The sequence below is a fragment of the Bacillus cereus group sp. BfR-BA-01408 genome, from assembly GCF_022663305.1.
Lineage (GTDB): Bacteria > Bacillota > Bacilli > Bacillales > Bacillaceae_G > Bacillus_A > Bacillus_A pacificus.
The window spans coordinates 24,110-45,592 of the sequence record NZ_JAKUFF010000010.1 but is presented as its reverse complement, the minus strand read 5'-3'; the positions used below and the strand labels follow the sequence as shown (position 1 = coordinate 45,592).

Genomic DNA, 21,483 nt, shown 5'->3' with positions numbered 1-21,483 from the left:
TCATCAGCTTTTTATATCCATATAAAATAAGGATATTAGGAGGCGATTTACTATATGAAAAAGATTTTATTATTATTAGCTGACGGATTTGAAGCAGTAGAAGCTAGTGTATTTACAGACGTACTAGGTTGGAATAAGTGGGAGGGAGACGGGTCAACCGAGGTCATAACAGTTGGTCTTCGGGATAAATTAACTTGTACTTGGAATTTTACTATCATACCCGAAAAAACGGTTGATAATATTCAATTGGATGAGTTTGATGCACTAGCTATTCCAGGAGGGTTTGAAGAAGCTGGTTTTTATCGGGATGCATACAGTAAAGAATTCTTACATGTTATTCAACATTTTCATGTCAAACAGAAACCTATTGCAAGTATTTGTGTTGCATCATTAGCACTTGGTAAAAGTGGAATTCTTATAGGTAAAAAAGCTACCACATACAGTCATCCAACGAGTAAACGAAAAGAGCAGTTAAAGAATTTCGGTGCAAAAGTACAAAATGATTTAATTGTTCAAGATGGAAATATTATTACATCTTCAAATCCAGGTACAGCTTTTGATGTTGCATTTTTATTACTTGAAAAACTAACATCTAAACAGAACGCTAAACATGTAAAGGATCTTATGGGGTTTTAAGCAATGAACTTCAACAAAGAGATACTTTTGTAACTCGCTAGAAGTAATGTAAAGAATCACCACAATCTTGTTTTTTGTTGAAACAATTGAAAAGAATAGTAATTGAATAAAATAGAAGAACTTTTATGATTGCTCTATCACCGGCTAATTTTGTATTTTGGATAGGGGTCTTCGGTCTGGTTCTAGTCTCTTCATTAGATAATGCAAGTACATCTACATTTATCATAATAGCTGTTGGTATCTTTTAGGCTTTGTTCATTTTACTAGAATTTTTCTAAATCCAATCTTAATTAAATGGATATCTAAATCAGCCGCAATAGTACTATTTGGATTTAGTGGTTATTTTGGTTACGAGTTTAGATAAAAGTATAACTCTTATAAACTTAAATATATTGATTACAATGTATATGAAACAATATGCATTTCAAACAAAAACACAACATAATTGTAAATTTGTTATATGACGCAGGCGCCCTCCTAGGTATTCATTGATCCCTAGGAGTTTTTTAAATTCCCCACACATAACCTAAAAGAAGAAACAATCTCACCTAAATTGTTGGGTTTCACCCATAACACAAATTAGATGGAGTTTTCTTGCCGAAAAGGATAAAACCTAATAATATTTTTATTTTTCAGAAAAATAAAACAATATTTCAAACTTTATTGTATAATGTTGTAAAAAGATGTCGGAGGGATTTAATGTTACATAAAATATCTCAATTCACAATTAAGCTTTCATCCATTTTTTTATCACTGTTACTATTATTAAATTTACCTTATTTATTTATCACTCAAAACGGATTTACCTTTCAACCAATTCTTTTTTTTAATCAGATTGTTACTATGTTAAAGGATGTTTTCTCCCCTGAATCATTAGTGGTTATAGGATCAGACCCGAAATTTGGTAGTTTCAAAAAAACACCCTTATTCCCAACCGTTTTAGAACCTTACCTATATTCATTTACTGTATTATTTTTAGCCTTTTTACTTGCGCTCTTTCTATCAGCTAGCATGGCATTTTTTTATTTTTTAGCAAAAGATTATATAAAAAAATGGGTAAATCGAATTGTGTTCATATTAGAAGCTGTCCCTGATATGATGATGATGATTTGTTTGCAAATATTTTTCATATGGTTACTTAAGAAATTCGGGGAAACTCCTGTCACCATTATTTCTTTTAATGAAAATCGAGCTTATTTACTCCCTATTTTATCTTTAGCGGTCTTACCTACATTACAAATGTTTCGGATGATGGTGTTATACATAAAAGAAGAACATGGAAAAGCTTATGTAGAAGTTGCCTATGGAAAAGGCCTTTCATCAAGTTATATACTACGCATTCATTTATTCAAAAATATATCTATCCACTTCTTCCACCATTTAAAAACGATTTTTGTTTTCTTACTTTCTAATTTATTCATTTTAGAATTTGTTTTTAATATGGATGGCATTATTCAATTTTTATTTAATAAGGCGTTTATTTCACCTCCCGCTGCATTTATCATACTGGTCATGATTATTTTACCGTTTTATACTATTTTTCAAATAATCTCATTCATGATGAATAGATGGCACAAGCACTTGAAAGGAGTAGCATTATGAAATCTATTTGGAAATCAAAACGCTTTTTAATCGGTTTCACTTATTTATTCATACTTATTTCAGCTAGTTTTATTTATAGTTGGTTCTTTAAAGATAACATCCCAAAACCTCCACAGTTACTTTACAATGACAATAACGAATTACTTGGAAAGGCCCCCTTTCCACCATCGTTAATTCCGCCTTTTGGATCTGATCGTTTTGGTGAGTCTGTTTTCTTACAAATTATAGAAGGAGCAAAATTCACTATTTTATTAGCCGTGGCAATTAGCTTCTTTCGAATTTTATGCGGAACATGTATAGGAATCCTCTTAAGTTTATTTGCTCCAAAACTCAAGAGATTTTTCCAGGCATGCTCAGAAGTTTTTTATTATATTCCAACTTTATTTATCGCATTCATACTCATCACACCCGTTAATATTGTAATCACATCAAATGCTGATGGGTTAAATCCAAATATTTCATTTACGTTTTATCAAGTACTCGTACTTATTTTCGTCGCTCTGCCTACACTTTCTTTATATATATCCTCAGAGGTTGATGAATTTATGAAACGAGATTACATTTTAAGTTCACAATTATTGGGTGCTAGCCGTTTTCATATTATGAAAAAACACTTACGAGTCTTATTACTTGACCGCTTATTTGTATTATTTATGGAACATATCGTCCAAACACTCATACTCGTTATCCATTTAGCGTTGCTTAACATTGTAATTGGCGGGATACAAATGCGGGAACTCTATGACGGAGTGCTGAAACCTGTTTCTCTATCTAATGATTGGGCAGGACTTATTGGATTAAATCGTAATGAAATGAATCTTTCATGGTGGATTATTTTTTACACCCTTGCTTCATTCTTTATTACGATTCTATTTATTAAGCTTATGACAATCGGGATTCAAGATGCACTGAAAGCAAGAGATACGCAAGTTGTAGCAATTCAAAGCGTTCCAGATCGTAAAAAATTTGTTAAAGGTAAAGATTCTTTTTCGTTTGTAGATAAAGTGAACCTTTAATCCTTTCCCATTACTCGATATTGATAGTAGTGGAATGCAAAGAAGATGATCCCTGCATTTAACAGGGATCATCTTCTTTCTGTCGCCTAACTTTTTTACATGTCTTTAGCTAGACTCATACTTGTTATATTTAAAGTGAATTGCAATCACAATTATTGTGTTTAAAATCGATTACCATACGTCCTTGAATTCTACCTTGTTCCATTTCTTCGAATACATGTTGTACTTTATCTAGAGAACAAGTTTGAACGACCGGCACTACTTTTCCTTCTGCACCGAACATGAATGCCTCTTCTAAGTCTTTACGAGTACCGACTAAAGAACCAACTACTTCAATTCCATCTAGTACAAGTCGTGGAATGTTTAAATCCATCGTTTCCACTGGTAAACCTACTGCAACGACTTTACCACAAGCACGTACCGCATCTACTGCTGAGTTGAATGCTACTTTAGAAACGGCTGTTACTACAGCTGCATAAGCACCACCAAACTCTTCTTGAACAATCTTATCAGCAGGACCTTGAGAAATTGGATTGATAGTCATATCAGCGCCAACCTCTTTTGCTAAGGCTAATTTATCGTCATTAATATCTACTGCAATTACCTTTGCACCAAATACGTTTTTAGCATATTGAATAGCTAGGTTACCTAATCCACCACAACCATAGATGACGATAGGTTGGCCAGGTTTAATATCCGATACTTTTATAGCTTTATATGTAGTTACACCCGCACATGTAATGGATGATGCTTGAGCAGGATCTAATCCTTCTGGTACTTTCACCGCATAATCTGCTGTAACAATACATTGTTCAGCCATACCACCATCTACTGAATAACCAGCATTCTTCACTTCACGGCAAAATGTTTCTCTACCCGTTACGCAATATTCACAACGCCCACAAGATTGGAACATCCATGCAATACTTACACGGTCCCCCACCTTTAGTGAAGTAACATCATCAGCAATTTTCGTCACAATACCTATACCCTCATGACCAAGAATACGGCCATCTGTGTTTCCAAAATCATGATTTGCAACGTGTAAATCAGTATGACAAACTCCACAATACTCTACATCTACTAGCGCTTCACCTGAGTGTAACGGACGTAATTCCTTTTCAATAATTTCAATGTTTGCTTTACTATTTTTATTAACTACTACTGCTTTCATATGTGATCTCCCCTTTAGTGTTTTAGAATTTTTCATGAGTTCATCTCATAACTTCTGTCTTCACTAGTTTGGCTAATCATTGTGCCAAGTTTAAGTGTTCAATCATCATTACATGTTCATCATAACATGACACTTCAAAAACAAATTGTGAAATTATGAACAATGTTTGAATTGTTGTATAAATCGTTTTTTATTTTTTTAAATGAGAGTCATCACTGGCTATAAGTAAGTCACATATTTCTACAAGAAAATAAATAAACTATTCACTAATAAAAAAGGGGCTGTCTCATAAGTCTCTTTCGAAGTAAGATCACATGAAATTGAAAAGGCAGAAACGTTATAAAATCAACATTTCTGCCTTTCACTTTTTATTCGATTTTGGCTAAAAAGCACCTTTTGGGACAGCCTCTTTTTTATATTCGTTTCATCGAAATTGTTTCACGGATACTTTGTAAATTTTGCAACGTTTCTTCTTGGCGTTGTAACGATAACCCAACGTACAAAGTATCTAATAAACTTAACTGCGCTAATCTTGATGAACTTGCTTCTGTGCGGAATTCCGTTTCACGTGTTGAAGTGTATAATGTAATATCAGCCAGTTGACTTAATGCCGATTTCTGATAGCTCGTAATCGCAATAATTTTAGCTCCTCTTGCTTTCGCTACTTCTAACGCTTCCAGTAACCCTTTATTGCTACCAGAATGAGAAATGCCGATAACAACTGAATTTTTCGAGAGTAAACCTGCTCCCATAATTTGAAAATGCGAATCAGTATGAGCAATACATGAAATACCCGTTCTCATAAATTTATGATATGCATCCATCGCAATAATACCAGAACCACCATTTCCGTAAAACTCGATTCGATTTGCTTCTTGCAAAGCTTTTACAGCTTGCTCTAATGCCGTATCATTTAACAAATGCAATGTATCTTGTAGTCCTGTAATATGTGAATGAAAAACTTTTTTAGCAACAGTTACCATACTGTCTTCTGCTGATACTTCTTCATGAATATTTTGCATCGGTGTATGGACAATTTCACGAGCTAATGTAATCTTTAAATCTTGGAACCCTTGCAAACCAAGGTGTTTACATAAGCGAAATATCGTAGCCTCGGAACTATTCGTAACTTCTGCTAATTCAGTAATAGATTTATGTACAACATCTTGTGGATGTTTTAAAATATGTTCAGCAATACTTCGCAATTTCGGTGATAAACCGTTTAACGAAGCTTGAATCTTTCCAATCCCACTTCTTGTACCAGGCATAGCATATCTTCTCCCTCCATCGTAGCTTTATCCCGTAAAAACACAATTGGTATGCGCTAATAATCAGTGGGGAATAGCCCCTCCACTGATTAAAGTTTCACTTTATTGTACCTAATTATTGAAAGAAGAAAAACCTTTATTCAGCTTCACTATATATTTTATTAGCTTTTATGCATTTTTTCGTAACATCTTCAAAAGATAATGATCCTGTTTTTGTATTTATTTTTATTTTTTCATCAACGTATTTCGTTCGAAACATTGCAACTTCCTCTTGAAAAGAACAAAGATACAGCTCAAGTTTATACAATACACCATAACGTTTCGGCACTATAACATAGAGTTTATTTTGTTTTTCTATAACTTGAATTACTTCATTGTTTTCTGTTATATATTTCCCCACACATTTTAATTTATCGAAAAAATTCACCTCATACACCTTTATAGGTCTCGGCATCTGAATCTCTTCCCCATTTATAATCTTAGCTATGTTATTTGCAATCTCTATGACCGGTGTAATATTTATATTACTTAGTACAATAATACAAACATTATCTTTTTCATATCGAATCAAATAATTCACAAAACCATTTATATCACCAAAATGACTAGTAGAAATATATTCTTCTTGTTCAATAGCCCAACCATATCCATAATGATCCGAATATGCAGTAAACATTTTTTGAAGTGAACTTTCTGAAATCACTTCTCTACTACGCAATGCTTTATGCCATTTAAACAAATCTTTAACTGTCGAATACATTCCATATGCCCCTAATGGAAATGACATATCAATATGTTCAGTTTGTTTTATATCTCCAAATATCGTATATCCTGTTGATAAAGATTCTACTATTTCTCTACCCTCATCCTCACATCCGGTATTATGCATTTGAAGTGGTTGACATATATATTTATGTATATATTCTTTATATGATAAACCAGTAATCTTTTCGATTATAATTGTTAATAAAATATAACCAGAATTTGTATAACTATATCTCTCACCTGGTTTAAACTCTAACGGGTACGTCTTTAATACATGCACAATGTCTTCTTTAGATACAGATTTTCTCATTATATCCGACCAATAATTAGGCCAACTTGTAAAATTTGAAATACCCGATGTGTGAGTTAATAGGTGGTGAATTGTAACATCTTCTCCATAAGAGAATCCCTCTATATATTTTGAAATTGAGTCTTCTACCGAGAGCAATCCACGTTCTTCTAATTGTAAAATTGCTGTACTGGTAAACCCTTTCGTTAATGAACCAATTCGAAATTTTGTATCAATAGTATGAGGAATGTTAAATGTGAAATTCGCTGTTCCAAATGCTTCACTTAACAATATTTCATCATTTTTTGCAATCAGTACCGTACCATTAAAATAACTAGCCTCAGACAAACTTGACATGTACCCCTGTAATGTAGTCCTTACTTTCATACACTCCTCCTAAATAACCCCATATTTCACCGCATATAATGCAGCTTGCGTACGATCATCTACTTCCAATTTAGCTAAAACATTTGAAACATGTGTTTTTACAGTTTGTTCTGTAATATGAAGCACTGCTGCAATTTCTTTATTGCTTCGCCCTTGCGCAATTTCACGAAGTACTTCTTGTTCTCTTTTCGTTAACATAGAAAAAGGGTTTTCGTTTTCTTTTTCTTTCTTGACTACTGATCGTCCTAATAGTGCTGGTGTTACTTTCGGATGAAAATTCGTATTTCCTTCATGTACTGCAATAATAGAAGCTACAAGTTGCTCAGGTTGTACTTCTTTTAATTGATAACCATCTGCTCCGGCTTCAAGTGCTGGTAAAACATAATCTTGCTCTGAAAAACTGCTTAATATTAGTATCTTTATCGTTTCATCATATTGTTTTATTCGTTTTGTTGCTTCGATGCCATCCATCTTCGGCATTGATAGATCCATTAATACTACATCTGGCCTTTTTGTTTGGACGAATGTTAACGCATCTTCTCCATTTTCTGCTTCCCCAACAATTTCAAATTCTTCTCTCGTTTTCAAAAAGAATACAAGTCCTCTTCGAACGATATGATGATCCTCAACTAGTAGTAATTTAATTTTCAACCTTCTTCTCCCCTTCAAACTGGCAATTGAATTTCAATTTTCGTACCTTTTTTCAGCTCCGTTTTTATTTGAAATGATCCCCTCATTAACTGAATACGTTCCTTCATACTTTTTAAACCGAGTGCTGACTCTCGTACCTGACCTTGTATAAATCCTATTCCGTTATCCTCTATGCAAAAATATAACTGGTTATCTTCTATTTTTAAAAGAACATGTACCTTTTTACACGAAGCATGTTTTTTACAATTATGTATCGCTTCTTGACTAATACGCCATAAAACTTCTTCTATTTCATCACCAATTGAAACCATTCCATCAATTCGAACTTCCACGTGAATTCCTAACAACTTTCCGTAATTTTTAATTGCTTCAGCTAACCCTTTCTCTAATCCTTCCGGTCTTAATTGCCAAATCAAGAGTGTCATCTCTTGTAATGCTTCCTGTGATAATTCTCCAATATAGCTCAACATCTCTTGCAAGTCTCTATCTTGCGTCATATTTAGCGTACCTTTTGCGGTTAACATGATAGAAAATAACAATTGTTTTACTGAATCATGTAAATCACGTGCAAGTCGATTTCGTTCTGCTACAACTACATATTTACGTTCTTTCTCTACTAATTGAATACGTTGTATAGTTGTTCCTATTTGAAATGCAATCGATTCTAATAATGCTAATTCTTCCTCTGAAAAATGTGTTTTTTGAGGAGAGGCGACATTTAATAGACCAAACTTCTCCGATCCAGACCTAAGGGGAATTGTCGCATGGTGCGTAACATTTTCGGTATCTCCCCAATTACATTCAATCGCATCCTCTATTCGCTTACATTCAATAATATTTGTCGCTTTTTCCAATCTTCCATTCACAAAACGCTCTACACACCAACAATCTCCTTCACACATCGGCTTCTTCTCTTGCCACGTAAGAGCTGGCGGTAAGTTTTCATCCACAAGCATACGGTGCTTTCCACTTTCATCAATAAAAAAGATCCAGCCTGTTTGCAAATTCATAACTTGTAACAATGTATGTAACACTTTTTCCAACATGTCTTGTAAGTCTGTTGCTTCATTTAATAATTCAGCAATTGCTTTTAATGCCTCTAAACGATGCATCTCTTTTTCTTCAAAGTTCATTTTCATCACCATCTATCATTATAACATTAAGAAATTTCTAAATTCTACAAATTAAAAAGAACTGAATTTCTTCAGCTCTTTGTTTATATCGATCATTTTATTATTAATTTTCTATCCAATGTTGAAAGCAGCATTTCCGTTACCAAACTATTCTACTTTAGCTGTCCGATACAGATTGTCCGCTATGGGTATGCTGTAAACTTTCAGTAGTAACGACCATATTTGCTGCTGGCATTTGTACTCGATTCTTATGAAATATAGACATTAATTCAAATCTTACTTGTCTAGAAGTTTCAAAATAATCTTCTGGCTTTATTAAACCTGTAATACAAAATTCATATCCAACGTATTTCAGATTCGGATTTAAATCTGTAACACCTACATATTTAAAAGGTTCAACAGCTTCATCCTCTACTTTATAAAGACTTGAGGCCAATTTTTCATTACAGTTCACACAAACTTCCTCTAACAATTCCTTAACTCTTGTCGGATCTTCCTGATAACTTACCGTAATTCGTTCAATTACGCGCATCCAGCCTTTATTAAAATTTTGTATCGTTCTAATCTCTCCGTGTGGTATGGTAAGGAGTTTTCCTGACCATTCACGAATTTGCATAAAACGAATACTAATTTCCTCAATCGTTCCTGAGTTTGTTCCGTTAAAAGTAACAAAATCGCCAACACGAAACTCTTTGTCCGCTAATCTCGCAAAGCCTAATATAACATCTTTCAGCATCTGTTGTGCAGCAAAACCGATAACAACCCCCGCTATCCCTGCGCCTGCAATGATACTTTTTATATCTACAAATTGGCTAATTAAATATATGATTAGACTAATGATAATGATATATCTAAAAATAGATCGAATCACACTTTGAATCGTTTGCTCTACCTCTTCATCAAAAAAGCTTGATTTCCTAAAAAACCAATCAATAATGCGGTTTATGACAAATGAAATAATGATTAGAACGAAAGCAAATAGTAAAAATCTTAAAAGTAAAAACTCTCTTACATAATTAAAAAATTCTTCAGTATACGTTAATAAACTCATCTAACCACTTCCTTACTAATTAAAAAATTCATAATCGTCTCAGTTTGTTCTAGGACAATCTATTATCTACTCTAAAATGCTGCTACCCTTACTATGTATTTTGGCTTTATTACTAATTCACTTTAAACAGTATGTCTAGCTGTTCTTTTCCTTTCCCTTTAAATATACCCTTTTTAATAACCTAAGGGGAGCTAATCGTGAAATTTTTTAAACGTTAAAACTTTATTCTACTCATTACGATTTCAACTAATTTATTCATTAACTAGATAAAAAAAGAGCTGAATTTATCAGCTCTTTTATTCGATATTAATTGTTGTTTTACTGTTTTTTTCTTCTTTCAATTTTGGCAATTCAATTGTCAGTACGCCATCTTTATAATTTGCTTTAACATTTTCTTCCTCAACTTGTTGAAAATTAAAGCGTCGAGTTACAGAACCTATAGAACGTTCTTTACGAATATATATGCCATTCTCATTTTTTTCTTCTACTTCATTATGATTAGTTGCTTGAATCGTTAATACATCTTGTTCAAATTCAACTTGAATGTTTTCTTTTTGAAAACCAGGTAAATCTGCTTTTACTGTATATTTATCAGACTGTTCATGAACATCTACTTTAAAAGTATCCATGTTCATCGGTTTAAAGAAAGCATCTGTCATCCCTTCTAATAAAGAAGGCCCAAAATCAAAAATACCATTTTGACGTTTTGTTATCTCTGGAAATAAATTACGCATATTTTTTCCTCCTTATTATTTATGAATGAAAGATTATCTCTTTCTGTCTTTATTATAACACTTGGTCAAAAAAGGTCAAAGATTTTGTTTGACCTTTTTTGATGTATATTTTACCAAATAAAACAAACAAGTTATAGAATATCTCTCCCTCTTATAAAGAGGAAAATATTTACACAACAACGAATAGTATATTTGCTCTTATTTTTTCTTACGGAGGTTACATACAATGGGATATATTGAAGAACTTAGAAAAGTTGTCGGATCAAGACCACTCAATCTAGCAGGAGTTGCTGTAGCTGTTTTCAATAAACAAGGACAAATATTACTTCAACAAAGGCAGAATGGTATTTGGGGTGCCCCTGGTGGATTCGTTGAACTTGGTGAATCAACAGAAGAAGCTGGGAGACGAGAAGTGTTCGAAGAAACAGGGATTGAAATAGGAACCTTACAGTTAATAAGCGTATTTTCTGGAAAAGAATTTTTTGTAAAATTACCAAACGGGGATGAGTTTTATCCTATAACAATCGCATATCTTTGCAAAGACATTAAAGGCGGCTTGCTAAAAGCTGATGGGATCGAATCATTAAGTGTACAATTTTTTGATTTTGATAAGCTACCAGAGAATATTAGCCCATTTATAAAAAAATTAATTGAGCAAAACCTCGTCTCAATTTAAACGTAAAAAGAGACCTTTTTTTAAAGGCCTCTTTTTTTTCACTTCACTTCTGCGTTTAAGCAAGATTTAAAATGTCCAAGTGCAAATTCATGCCCTTGCGCACTAAAAGATGCAACTGCCTTTTCATAAACTACAATTTTAAATCCTTTGTTATAAGCATCTATGGCTGTGTGAAGAACACAAATATCAGTACAAACCCCTACAAGATGCACTTCTTCTATTCCTCTTTCTCGTAACTTCATCTCTAGGTCTGTTCCTGCAAATGCACTATATCGCGTTTTATCCATGTAATATACATTCTCTGCATTTTTATATGTTTCGTACACATCTTGTAATTCACCAAACAAATCTCTTCCATTTGTACCCGTTATGTTATGAGGCGGGAATAATTTTGATTCAGGATGATATACATCATTTTCTTCATGTTTATCGATCGCAAAGACAACATAATCTCCATTTTCAATATATTGCTTCGTTAAATGGACAATTTCCTTCTCAATTTCTTGGCCTGGCTTACCGCAAGTTAAAGCACCTTTCTCTGCTACAAAATCATATGTATAATCAATATTTATAAGAGCTCGTTTCATTACTATCTCTCCTTCTCCTGTTTCACAGTAAACAATAGAAAATTTGTTATTACGACATCGTACGTACTATTCGACATTTCAAATGAAATACCTACATTTTTCTTCTGAAACTTACCTTATTCCGAGTTTATCATATAATAGCTAAACAATGGTAAAACAAATAGACCCTATCGATAAGTCATAAATTTGATAATGGAACGTAACTTGCATCATAAACCAAATTACTGACATCATCATATTAATCAAGAAGATACAAATATACCGGTTCACCTCTTCAACCGCTTTTTCTGTCATAGTAGTAACGAGTGATCTCTTCCTAATTTAATCATATTAGAAAACAAAACAAGTGATTCACTATTACATCCTCTAGTATAAACAAAAAAGTACACTACTTTTTGAGCAATGTACTTTTTATTCTTCTTATGACGCTGGTTTTGTTTCGAATGTTGCTTGATTAAAACTAATAACCTTTCCTTTCGGATCATTGTTTTCATACTGAACTGCCGTAATCGTATGACTACCTGTTTCAAGCGTCTTTTCTTTTAATTGTACTGTTGTCTGTGTTGTACTAGTTACTTGATATTTATCTGCAAACACTCGATCTACAAATACGAATGTTTCTTTATCATTTTGAAAATTAGAGAGCTCTAATTCAACGTGTTGAATTAAAGTATCCTTTTTAATGAATACAGCTGGTATATTACCATTCTCAGAAGTACCGTCTGGTGTAATAACTTTTACTTTTCCTTCTCCGACTGGCACTGCTCCTTCAGGAAATACTACTATATTCTCATTACTTGCGTTTACAACTCTTTCTTCCTGCTTTGATTGCGCACCCTCTTTTTCTTGTGGAGCGCCGCAACCGGCTAATAACAATACAGACAATCCAGTGATTATGAATTTTTTCAAAATTCATCCCCCCTGTCATTTCATTATAATTTATTATACAAAAATAACTTTTAAATTTTAAAACTATTTTCAACACTTTCATGAACAAATAGAATATTGCTCACGATTAATGTATCATACTTTCCTTAATAGAACATTAATTTTTTTTATGAAATAAATTGGGATAAATAGTAATTCCCTCTTATCTATCATTTTAGCCTAACAGATTAATTACATACCTATCCAAAATAAAAAGACATTGTTTATTCAATGTCTTTTTATTTTGAGCTTTAAAAAACAAATGTTGTAATCTCATCGACTTCTTTTCTTGGAAGTTTCTTCGGCTTATCTTTCGGAAAACCGAGCGATATAACCATATTTATTTGTTTTTCAGGCTCAATTTGTAAATATTGTCGTAGTTCATCTTGAGCTAACAATACCGGTCCTGTCATTGGGCATGTACCAAGCCCCTTCGCATGTGCAGCCAACATTAAGTTTTGTGCCGCTAAACAACTGCTCTTAATTCCTTCTTCTTCCCAAACTGAATCTGGAACAAAAGCAATCGGATCAAATATCTTTTCACGAAACTTTGATTCATATGGCGTTGCCAAACATACGATTAATACTGGTGCCTCCGAGAAAGCTGTTGCATATGGTCCAAAAGAACGTGTAAGTAATTTCCCCGCTTTCTCTTCTCCGTTTTTTGCCGCTTTTGCCGCAAGTTTATGTAATGCATCCCATGTCATTTGTTCAATTTCTTTAATTTTCTCTCGGTTCATAATGACCAAGAACTCCCAAGTTTGTGAGTTTGTATCACTCGGTGCATAACGAGCACAATCAATAATATCTTTTATATCACTAGTGGCTACTTCTTGTTCCGTGAACTTTCTAACACTTCGTCTACCGTGAATTACTTCTTTAAAATCTTCATAATTCATACATTAAATCCCCTTTTTACAGCGTTTTCAAATCTTGTCCTATGCTTGAATTATATCATGAAAAAAAGCTGGAGTAATACCAGCTTTTTTCTTCAATATTAGTTCGTAACTTTAAACAAACGAATACTTTCTTCATATGCAACTTGGAGTTTCTTTGTAATCGGTCCTCTTTCGCCTTTTCCGAACTGCTCGTCACCAATTTGAACGACTGGGAATATTTCAAGTGGCGTCGCTGTGAAGAAGCATTCATCGGCCTCATACACTTCTTGAAGTGAAAATTCTCTTTCTTCTACTTCAATATGTAACTCTTTCGCTAATGTAATAACGTAGTGACGTGTAATGCCGTGTAGAATGAAATTGTCAGCCGGATGTGTAATCAATTTATTATTTTTCACCATAAAGAAATTTGAATGACACCCTTCCGTTACAATTCCTTCTCGTACTAATATCGCTTCTTGATAGCCTTGTTCGTTTATTTTATTTTTAATCATAATATTAGGTAGCAGATTTAAGGATTTTATATGACAAAACTTCCAGCGTATATCCTCTTCTACAGTAACTTTTATTCCTCGTTCCATAGCCGTGATTGGCCTTGGAAAAGAAACAATGTTTGCAAAATATGTTGGTTGCATATTTGACTCATATACATGATTACGTGCTTGAGCACCTCTTGATATTTGCAAATATACATTACCATCTTCTTGAAATTGATTTTTTTCAATCATTTGATATAACTCTTCCACTAACTCTTCCTTAGTAAACGGTGGAATTAATTTTATTTCTTCCATAGAATGAAAGAATCGTTCTAAATGTAAATCTAATAAATGTGGCTTCCCATCATATAGTCTGAATACCTCGTATATACCATCACCAAATTGAAAGCCTCTCTCCTCTAATGGAATCATCGGCTGTTCTTCCTTCGTATTTACAATTCTTCCGTTAAATAAAACCCAATCTTTATGAGTAGCTTTCATTTATTCCCACTCCTTTATTTCATGATTATTTTAATTGTACAACTTATGCACACTCAAAAGAAGGAATTTTCTGTATTTTAACAAAATAAAAAGTGCATCACCTATTTAAAGTGATGCACTAGATTATTCATTTACTTCAGAAAATATTTTTCAATATCATCTAACATAAGATTTGCAGCTACAATACCACCTGCTGTATTCCAAATCACTTCATCTACTTGGAATACTTTATTATCTTTAGAAGCCTGAAGTTGTTTAAATAGTGGATCTTCTGTCCATTCTTTTGCTAATGTATTTCCTTCATTATTCTTATCCGCGTCTTTATCAGATGTGAAATAGAATAAATAATCCCCGTCCATATTTGGAATTTGCTCTTTTGTAATTCCTTTAATTGCAAATTCATCTTTATCTTGTAATGGTGGTCGTTTAAATCCAATATCATTTAATACAACACCTGAGAATGAATTTTTTTGATAAATACGAACATCACCAGGGACGAAGCGAATAATTGAAACTTTAGAATTAATTTTATCACCTAATTGTCCTTTTATTGCTGCAATACGCTTTTTATAATCATTTAGAGCATTTTTCCCTTCTTTTTCTTTATTTACAGCTTTTGTATAAAGTGTGAAGTTTTCTTTCCAATCACCGCGTAATGTTTCAGCATATACTGTTGGCGCGATTTCTTTTAACTGCTCGTATATTTTTTCGTGACGCATTTTATTTCCGATAATTAAATCCGGCTGAAGCTTCATTACTGCTTCTAAATTAATGTCACGCTCAGTTCCTACTACTTTCGTATTTTTTAACTCTTTCGCTAAATGAGGATACCATTCATCACCAGCTCGTGGTTTCGTCGTTCCAACCGGCGTTACTCCAACAGTTAAAAGTGCCTCAGCACCCTCATTTGTTAAAACAACAACTCTTTTTGGCGTACCATTTACTGTCGTTTCGCCCATTGCATGCTTTATACTATAAGAATCTTTTGCCTTTACTAATGTATCTTTATCTTTCTTCTCTTCTTCTTTACCGCACCCTGCGATTACGACCATTAGTAACATAACGCAAAGTATAAGAATATTTTTAGTGCGTGTCATAAGCCCTCCTAGATGAAATTGATTATCATTTACACTTAAAGATTAATGTATATCTCATACATTGTCAATAGATATATCAGAAAACTTTTTCAATATATATAATTCCGCCCTCATTTTTATTCAAAATATTTTTGTACCTATTTACTACTCAAATTTTTTAAGCGTAACATGTAAAAAAGTAATGGGCATAAGAAAGTAATTGTAATTCCAATCAATACATAGCGTAAATAAAAAAACCGCCTTATGTAAGGCGGTTTCTATCATTTTGCTTTAACCAATTTAATATAAATATATACGATTGATAGTGAATATAACGTATGCAAAATAAAAGAAATAAAAGGGCTATGCCAGTGGTACTATACAGCAAACCGAACTTTAAAAAAACATTTAAAAGAGGTGGAAAGTTCGTTATGTTTTGTAATGTAAGTAGCATACAAAACAAAAGGAAAAACACTGGAGCATATTGTAATTCATACGGCTTTCTCTTCTTATTCATTCTTTTTCGAATAAACATATGGCTTAGCTCCGCTACTAAAAAACACCCTCCAATTAATACAAGACCAGAAGTCATCGTCATACATCCACCTGCCTTATATTTATCCCGCATAACTACTCATCGCTATATTTTCTTCACATATATTCCGTCTTCCACATTAAATCCAAAGCTCTCTATGAAAGATTTCACTGGTTCTGTTAATTCCGTTTGTAATACCTTTATCTCTTTCACATTTCTTTCTTTCATCATCATTTCAAATGTGAAATATGTATTTGTCCCATAACCGTAACTTTGATAGTCAAAGTGAATAATTAACTGAGATAAAATCGCAGTCTCCCCTTGAACACGATAATCTATTACACCAATATATGTATCATCGACTTTCACACAATACTGTACCTGTTTCTCACTTAAACTATGTGAGCGAAACATTTCTTTTACAACGTTTTCATTTTCTACAGTTACTTTTTCAAACGTAATCATATGTTGTCCATCCTTTTACTATTATTGTATCAATAATACGTCCTATTTATGAAAAAAACCTTAAGACCATATACGATCTTAAGGTTTTTCTAATTAAACTAAGCTATACGCACGTTTCGTTTCTTCGTGGAACTTATTCGTATCGTATTTATGCTCAACATAAATTTGATGCCATACCATAAACGCAAGTACAGTCCAAATTTTACGGCTATAATCGCCTTTATCTGCACAATGTGCTTCCAGTAAGTTTAATACATACTGTTTGTCGATTAAATGCTCTGTCTTACTCTCGTTTATAATATTGATAGCCCAATCATGCATTTCGTCTTTTAACCAGTGACGAATTGGTACTGGGAATCCAAGTTTTTTACGATCTAATACGTGATCTGGAACGATTCCGCGTGCTGCTTCACGTAAAATAGCTTTCGTAGTTCCGTTAGCAATCTTAAATTCAGTTGGAATTTTAGATGCAACATCGAATACTTCTTTATCTAAGAACGGTACACGAAGTTCTAATGAGTTTGCCATTGTCATTTTATCAGCTTTTAATAAAATGTCACCGCGTAACCATGTGAACATGTCAATGTACTGCATTTTGCTTACATCATCATAATCTTTAATTTCGTTATACAATGGTTTCGTGATATCCATATAGTTAACACTTTCATTGTAATACTTCATTAATTCAGCTTTCTCTTCTTCACGGAAGATTTTCGCGTTTCCATAGTAACGCTCTTCAATTGGCGTACATCCACGCTCTAGGAAGCTCTTTCCTTTAAAGCCTTCTTTAAGAGCACCACTTAGTGCTTTTAGAACGCTCTTACCTGGGCTAGGAATGTAAGAGAACATTTTCAGTGAGTTTGGCTCACGATAAATGTTATAACCACCAAATAGCTCGTCTGCACCTTCGCCTGAAAGAACAACTGTTACATGCTTACGTGCTTCTTTAGCAACGAAGTACAACGGTACAGCTGCTGGATCTGCTAAAGGATCATCCATATGCCAAATGATTTTTGGGAACTCATCCATAAACTCTTTCGCTGAAATGAATACGTTATGGTTTTTAACGCCTAATTTCTCAGCAGTTTCTTTCGCAACATCAACTTCACTGAAACCACGTTGCTCAAACCCAACAGAGAATGTTAAAAGATTTGGATTCATTTCTCTTGCGATAGAAGCGATGATAGATGAATCGATACCACCAGATAAGAATGAACCTACTGGTACATCACTGCGCATATGCACTTTTACTGAATCATATAACACATCACGAATTGCTTGGATATGCTCCTCTTTCGTTGCACTTGAAGCATTGAAATAAGGTTTCCAGTAGCGATGGATTTCCATCTCTTTACCGATTTCTTTTACGAAATAATGACCAGGTTCGATTTTATTAACATCAATTGTTAATGTTTCTGGCTCTGGACCATATTGGTACGTAAAATAATGTTGTAATGACGTTGGGTTAACGCCTTTATCTTCCATCACATGCATAATACTTTTCTTCTCAGATGCGAAGAATGTAGTATCACCTTGTTGTGCGATGTATAAAGGTTTAATACCGAAGTGGTCACGTGCACCGAAAAGTTTCTTTTCTTCACGATCCCAAATCATAAATGCAAACATACCACGAAGGTAGTCTACACATTTTTCTTTCATATGTGCATACAATGCAATGATAACTTCTGTATCAGATTGCGTTGCAAACGTTGCACCTTTTTCAAGTAACATTTCACGTAATTCTACATAGTTGTAAATTTCACCATTAAAAATAATTACATATCGATCATTTTCATAAGTTAGCGGCTGATGTCCTGCCTCTAAGTCAATGATACTTAAACGGCGGAAGCCAAATTGTACATGCTCATCACGAAAATATCCTTCGTCATCTGGACCACGGTGGAAAATCATCGTGTTCATATTTTCAAATTGATGTTTTTCTGTTTCTGAAAACTCTCTAGGGTTTTCACATAAACATCCTACAAAACCACACATACTTCTTACCCTCTTTCAGTTTTCATTCTGTCTCTATACTACTATATCAACCCTATTTATACTAGCATAATCAACTGAATATGGCGACCAAAAACTATAAAAAAATCACTCCATTTCACATTTTTAACAAATTTTTATGAAAACATGAAAATTAGGCAATCACCTTTCTCCGCTTTTGTCATATGATATTGCAAATTGATTTCTAGGAGGGAATACCATGAGTGAAGAAAAAAAAGACTCTTCTCGCCCACCGGTTCGCAATTATTTAAAGCAAATTGATGATTTCTTCGAGCAAACACCACTTCGCAATGTAATTGCTGATTTAAATCATTTTTTCCAAAAAGGAAATCGTTTATTAACATTCCCTGTAGATTTATACGAAGTTGGCGAAGAACTCGTTGTTACAGCTGAACTACCAGGTATACAAAAAGAACAAATTCAAATTGAAATACAAAATGAATACTTAAAAGTCTCTGTAAAAGAAGAGATACTGGAAGAAGAAGAGCAAACATCCCATAACTATTATCGCCGAGAACGTTCCATTTCAGAAGCATCAAGATTAATTAAGTTGCCGTATTCAATTAATAAAAAAGCAGCGAAAGCTTCATATCAAAATGGCGTGTTAGAAATTCGGGCACCAAAACTTCCACAGCAACATGACATTTTATCCATAGACTAATGTAAAAAAGAAGGGTGCTTTAATCTGCACCCCTCTTTTTATTCTGCTAATCGTTTCATATCACGTATAATGTCTTCATACGGCGTATTGCTAATACCATTATACTTTTTCATTACTTTTCCGTTTTGATCAATTAAATAAAATGATGTTCCATGTATAACTTGACCATTCTCTGGTTTATCTACAAGTGATTGGAAATTATCTTTTGAAAACTTTGTAATATCTTCTAACGAATAACCTGTTAACAGGTTCCAGTTACTTGTATCTTCTGTAAACTTTTGAATGAAAGCTTTCAAGTTTTCTGGCTTATCAAGGTCAGGATCTACGCTAAATGATACAAACTGAACATCTAATTTCTCTTCCTTCGCCATTTTCTGTAATTTTGCCATATTAGCAGTCATTGGCGGACAAACTGTTTGACAGTTTGTGAACATAAAATCTGCAACCCAAACTTTCCCTTTTAAATCTTTTGTACCAAATGGCTTTCCATCTTGATTTGTAAATTGGAAAGTTTCTAAATCCCAATTTAATGGTTTACGAAGCTTTGAACCTGATCCACTACATCCAGCAAGTACAAAGAGACAAAATACAACCATAAGACCAATTATTTTTTGATAACGCTTCATTTATAAACCTCTTTTCTCTATCCTAAATTTAAATAGGCTATGCTTATCATAACAAAAGTTAACACTACGAGAAAATTGTTTACTACATTTGTTCACGAAATCGTACGAATTTACGTATGTTACTTCTTTATTTCAAGCGAATTACTAGACAAAATATATTTTTTCACTATTATTTCTCTAAATAGAAGTTACAAAACTAATTTTATTGTTACTTTTGTAAATAGATCCCCCTATTTTTTAACAATTCCTTAAACATTCATCCATGTTATACACTGTATTCCTTAACAACATTTCGGTACAATACAATTACAACGATTTTAAATGAGGTGATGTTCATGGCAAAGCGCTATGAAAATATGGATAATGTGAGTACAAAAAAATCAATTCGCTCTTTTATACGCTGGCGTAAAGAACGAAAGCAAAACAAAAAAGATTTTTCTTTCTTAGTAGAACAATCACCCGTTAAACAAAGTGCATTTTTGCAAAGTAATGTTGAAAAAACGACTGTCACATGGATTGGGCATTCCACTTTTCTTATCCAAACGAATGGACTTAATATATTAACGGATCCAGTATGGGCCAATAAATTGAAGCTAGTCCCAAGACTTACTGAACCTGGTCTTTCTATACAAGAACTACCTAAAATTGATATTGTCCTCATTTCACATGGTCATTATGATCATTTAGATTTTTCAACACTTCGCCAACTTAATGATGACGTATTATACTTAGTACCCATTGGGCTAAAAAAATTATTTACTCGTAAAAAATTCAACAATGTAGAAGAGTATAAATGGTGGGAAAGTACGACTATTGATGATGTTTCCTTTCACTTCGTACCTGCTCAGCACTGGACGAGAAGATCATTATTTGATATGAACACATCTCACTGGGGTGGATGGATTATTAAAAATGACAATGTGGAGGAAACCATTTATTTTTGTGGAGACAGTGGCTATTTCCAAGGTTTCAAAGAAATTGGCAAACGCTTTTCAATTGATATTGCCCTTATGCCAATTGGAGCTTATGAACCAGAATGGTTTATGAAAATATCTCACGTTTCACCTGAAGAAGCAGTGCAAGCTTATTTAGATTTAAATGCTACACACTTTATACCAATGCATTACGGAGCTTTTGCACTCGCCGATGAAACACCTCGCGAGGCAATAACAAGACTTCGAAATAATTGGAATTTACGTATGTTACCGTGGGAACAACTGCATGTACTCTTTTTAGGTCAAACTTTCACTTATAATGGCGAAACACATGCTAAGAAAGTGAATGAAAAAATTAACACGTTACATGTATAACGTAACTACTTATCTTCTATATCCAACA

At 33.4% G+C, this 21,483-nt stretch carries 22 protein-coding genes and 1 pseudogene; 7 read left to right on the top strand and 16 right to left on the bottom strand.

Annotated features, from left to right (window positions below):
- Positions 1–54 precede the first annotated feature (54 nt).
- The 4 genes and pseudogenes from MR083_RS07630 (at position 55) to MR083_RS07615 (ending at position 3,254) form a co-directional block, all read left to right on the top strand.
- Positions 55–636 (top strand): DJ-1/PfpI family protein, encoded by a 582-nt coding sequence (locus tag MR083_RS07630; RefSeq protein WP_000722332.1) that lies wholly within the window; start codon positions 55–57, stop codon positions 634–636.
- Positions 637–758: 122 nt separating this feature from the next.
- Positions 759–1,000: pseudogene (locus tag MR083_RS07625) on the top strand (LysE family translocator); the annotation flags it as partial.
- Positions 1,001–1,335: 335 nt separating this feature from the next.
- Complete coding sequence (locus MR083_RS07620; RefSeq protein WP_049112871.1) at positions 1,336–2,238, top strand: ABC transporter permease subunit; 903 nt, start codon at positions 1,336–1,338, stop codon at positions 2,236–2,238.
- A complete protein-coding gene (locus tag MR083_RS07615; RefSeq protein ID WP_000836561.1) occupies positions 2,235–3,254 on the top strand; it encodes an ABC transporter permease in 1,020 nt (339 codons plus the stop codon). Before MR083_RS07620 ends, MR083_RS07615 begins: the two co-directional genes overlap by 4 nt.
- Before the next feature lie 130 nt (positions 3,255–3,384).
- Here the strand turns inward: MR083_RS07615 and adhP are convergent, their stop codons facing one another.
- From adhP to MR083_RS07580, 7 genes are all read right to left on the bottom strand, one after another.
- On the bottom strand, positions 3,385–4,428 hold the full coding sequence (gene adhP, locus MR083_RS07610; protein ID WP_000649103.1) for an alcohol dehydrogenase AdhP: 1,044 nt from the start codon (positions 4,426–4,428) through the stop codon (positions 3,385–3,387).
- A gap of 413 nt (positions 4,429–4,841) precedes the next feature.
- Positions 4,842–5,696, bottom strand: coding sequence for a MurR/RpiR family transcriptional regulator (locus MR083_RS07605; protein WP_001119639.1), 855 nt, complete (start codon positions 5,694–5,696; stop codon positions 4,842–4,844).
- Between the two features lie 136 nt (positions 5,697–5,832).
- Positions 5,833–7,137 carry a serine hydrolase domain-containing protein gene (locus MR083_RS07600; protein WP_242268858.1) on the bottom strand — a complete coding sequence of 435 codons (1,305 nt, stop codon included), beginning with the start codon at positions 7,135–7,137 and terminating at the stop codon, positions 5,833–5,835.
- 9 nt (positions 7,138–7,146) lie between these two features.
- Entirely contained in the window at positions 7,147–7,788 is a 642-nt protein-coding gene (locus MR083_RS07595; protein WP_242268856.1) for a response regulator, read from the bottom strand.
- A 14-nt stretch (positions 7,789–7,802) separates the two neighbouring features.
- Entirely contained in the window at positions 7,803–8,921 is a 1,119-nt protein-coding gene (locus tag MR083_RS07590; RefSeq protein WP_459553195.1) for a GAF domain-containing sensor histidine kinase, read from the bottom strand.
- A 157-nt stretch (positions 8,922–9,078) separates the two neighbouring features.
- Positions 9,079–9,972, bottom strand: coding sequence for a mechanosensitive ion channel family protein (locus MR083_RS07585; protein WP_000055419.1), 894 nt, complete (start codon positions 9,970–9,972; stop codon positions 9,079–9,081).
- Positions 9,973–10,268: 296 nt separating this feature from the next.
- Entirely contained in the window at positions 10,269–10,706 is a 438-nt protein-coding gene (locus MR083_RS07580) for an Hsp20/alpha crystallin family protein (protein WP_001245060.1), read from the bottom strand.
- A gap of 226 nt (positions 10,707–10,932) precedes the next feature.
- Here MR083_RS07580 and MR083_RS07575 point away from each other — a divergent pair, with 226 nt between their 5' ends.
- Positions 10,933–11,382, top strand: coding sequence for an NUDIX hydrolase (locus tag MR083_RS07575; protein WP_242268855.1), 450 nt, complete (start codon positions 10,933–10,935; stop codon positions 11,380–11,382).
- 38 nt (positions 11,383–11,420) lie between these two features.
- Here the strand turns inward: MR083_RS07575 and MR083_RS07570 are convergent, their stop codons facing one another.
- From MR083_RS07570 to asnB, 8 genes are all read right to left on the bottom strand, one after another.
- Complete coding sequence (locus tag MR083_RS07570) at positions 11,421–11,969, bottom strand: cysteine hydrolase family protein (protein ID WP_242268854.1); 549 nt, start codon at positions 11,967–11,969, stop codon at positions 11,421–11,423.
- A gap of 420 nt (positions 11,970–12,389) precedes the next feature.
- Positions 12,390–12,878, bottom strand: coding sequence for a putative periplasmic lipoprotein (locus MR083_RS07565; protein WP_000713485.1), 489 nt, complete (start codon positions 12,876–12,878; stop codon positions 12,390–12,392).
- 269 nt (positions 12,879–13,147) lie between these two features.
- On the bottom strand, positions 13,148–13,795 hold the full coding sequence (locus MR083_RS07560; RefSeq protein WP_001105292.1) for a nitroreductase family protein: 648 nt from the start codon (positions 13,793–13,795) through the stop codon (positions 13,148–13,150).
- A gap of 98 nt (positions 13,796–13,893) precedes the next feature.
- The gene (gene dat / locus MR083_RS07555) at positions 13,894–14,769 is read right to left on the bottom strand and encodes a D-amino-acid transaminase (protein ID WP_000648394.1); all 876 of its coding nucleotides are present in this window, start codon (positions 14,767–14,769) and stop codon (positions 13,894–13,896) included.
- 131 nt (positions 14,770–14,900) lie between these two features.
- Entirely contained in the window at positions 14,901–15,866 is a 966-nt protein-coding gene (locus MR083_RS07550) for an ABC transporter substrate-binding protein (protein WP_000198715.1), read from the bottom strand.
- A gap of 241 nt (positions 15,867–16,107) precedes the next feature.
- Positions 16,108–16,437: a hypothetical protein gene (locus tag MR083_RS07545; RefSeq protein WP_000200470.1), complete on the bottom strand. Its 330-nt coding sequence runs from the start codon at positions 16,435–16,437 to the stop codon at positions 16,108–16,110.
- A gap of 48 nt (positions 16,438–16,485) precedes the next feature.
- Complete coding sequence (locus tag MR083_RS07540; protein WP_000627505.1) at positions 16,486–16,845, bottom strand: GNAT family N-acetyltransferase; 360 nt, start codon at positions 16,843–16,845, stop codon at positions 16,486–16,488.
- Between the two features lie 93 nt (positions 16,846–16,938).
- The gene (asnB, locus tag MR083_RS07535) at positions 16,939–18,840 is read right to left on the bottom strand and encodes an asparagine synthase (glutamine-hydrolyzing) (RefSeq protein WP_000333816.1); all 1,902 of its coding nucleotides are present in this window, start codon (positions 18,838–18,840) and stop codon (positions 16,939–16,941) included.
- Positions 18,841–19,057: 217 nt separating this feature from the next.
- Between asnB and MR083_RS07530 the strand changes: the two genes are divergently transcribed.
- Complete coding sequence (locus MR083_RS07530; RefSeq protein WP_001288082.1) at positions 19,058–19,519, top strand: Hsp20/alpha crystallin family protein; 462 nt, start codon at positions 19,058–19,060, stop codon at positions 19,517–19,519.
- 38 nt (positions 19,520–19,557) lie between these two features.
- Here MR083_RS07530 and MR083_RS07525 read toward each other — a convergent pair whose 3' ends face one another.
- Positions 19,558–20,145 (bottom strand): SCO family protein, encoded by a 588-nt coding sequence (locus MR083_RS07525; protein ID WP_000833339.1) that lies wholly within the window; start codon positions 20,143–20,145, stop codon positions 19,558–19,560.
- A gap of 335 nt (positions 20,146–20,480) precedes the next feature.
- Here MR083_RS07525 and MR083_RS07520 point away from each other — a divergent pair, with 335 nt between their 5' ends.
- Positions 20,481–21,455 carry an MBL fold metallo-hydrolase gene (locus MR083_RS07520; RefSeq protein ID WP_242268852.1) on the top strand — a complete coding sequence of 325 codons (975 nt, stop codon included), beginning with the start codon at positions 20,481–20,483 and terminating at the stop codon, positions 21,453–21,455.
- Positions 21,456–21,483 lie beyond the last annotated feature (28 nt).

Excerpts from the sequence above, each read along its gene's own strand:
- MR083_RS07630 (WP_000722332.1), top strand. The coding sequence starts at position 55 with ATGAAAAAGATTTTATTATTATTAGCTGACGGATTTGAAGCAGTAGAA.
- MR083_RS07620 (WP_049112871.1), top strand. The coding sequence starts at position 1,336 with ATGTTACATAAAATATCTCAATTCACAATTAAGCTTTCATCCATTTTT.
- MR083_RS07615 (WP_000836561.1), top strand. The coding sequence starts at position 2,235 with ATGAAATCTATTTGGAAATCAAAACGCTTTTTAATCGGTTTCACTTAT.
- adhP (WP_000649103.1), bottom strand. The coding sequence starts at position 4,428 with ATGAAAGCAGTAGTAGTTAATAAAAATAGTAAAGCAAACATTGAAATT.
- MR083_RS07605 (WP_001119639.1), bottom strand. The coding sequence starts at position 5,696 with ATGCCTGGTACAAGAAGTGGGATTGGAAAGATTCAAGCTTCGTTAAAC.
- MR083_RS07600 (WP_242268858.1), bottom strand. The coding sequence starts at position 7,137 with ATGAAAGTAAGGACTACATTACAGGGGTACATGTCAAGTTTGTCTGAG.
- MR083_RS07590 (WP_459553195.1), bottom strand. The coding sequence starts at position 8,921 with ATGAACTTTGAAGAAAAAGAGATGCATCGTTTAGAGGCATTAAAAGCA.
- MR083_RS07585 (WP_000055419.1), bottom strand. The coding sequence starts at position 9,972 with ATGAGTTTATTAACGTATACTGAAGAATTTTTTAATTATGTAAGAGAG.
- MR083_RS07580 (WP_001245060.1), bottom strand. The coding sequence starts at position 10,706 with ATGCGTAATTTATTTCCAGAGATAACAAAACGTCAAAATGGTATTTTT.
- MR083_RS07575 (WP_242268855.1), top strand. The coding sequence starts at position 10,933 with ATGGGATATATTGAAGAACTTAGAAAAGTTGTCGGATCAAGACCACTC.
- MR083_RS07570 (WP_242268854.1), bottom strand. The coding sequence starts at position 11,969 with ATGAAACGAGCTCTTATAAATATTGATTATACATATGATTTTGTAGCA.
- MR083_RS07560 (WP_001105292.1), bottom strand. The coding sequence starts at position 13,795 with ATGAATTATGAAGATTTTAAAGAAGTAATTCACGGTAGACGAAGTGTT.
- dat (WP_000648394.1), bottom strand. The coding sequence starts at position 14,769 with ATGAAAGCTACTCATAAAGATTGGGTTTTATTTAACGGAAGAATTGTA.
- MR083_RS07550 (WP_000198715.1), bottom strand. The coding sequence starts at position 15,866 with ATGACACGCACTAAAAATATTCTTATACTTTGCGTTATGTTACTAATG.
- MR083_RS07545 (WP_000200470.1), bottom strand. The coding sequence starts at position 16,437 with ATGACTTCTGGTCTTGTATTAATTGGAGGGTGTTTTTTAGTAGCGGAG.
- MR083_RS07540 (WP_000627505.1), bottom strand. The coding sequence starts at position 16,845 with ATGATTACGTTTGAAAAAGTAACTGTAGAAAATGAAAACGTTGTAAAA.
- asnB (WP_000333816.1), bottom strand. The coding sequence starts at position 18,840 with ATGTGTGGTTTTGTAGGATGTTTATGTGAAAACCCTAGAGAGTTTTCA.
- MR083_RS07530 (WP_001288082.1), top strand. The coding sequence starts at position 19,058 with ATGAGTGAAGAAAAAAAAGACTCTTCTCGCCCACCGGTTCGCAATTAT.
- MR083_RS07525 (WP_000833339.1), bottom strand. The coding sequence starts at position 20,145 with ATGAAGCGTTATCAAAAAATAATTGGTCTTATGGTTGTATTTTGTCTC.
- MR083_RS07520 (WP_242268852.1), top strand. The coding sequence starts at position 20,481 with ATGGCAAAGCGCTATGAAAATATGGATAATGTGAGTACAAAAAAATCA.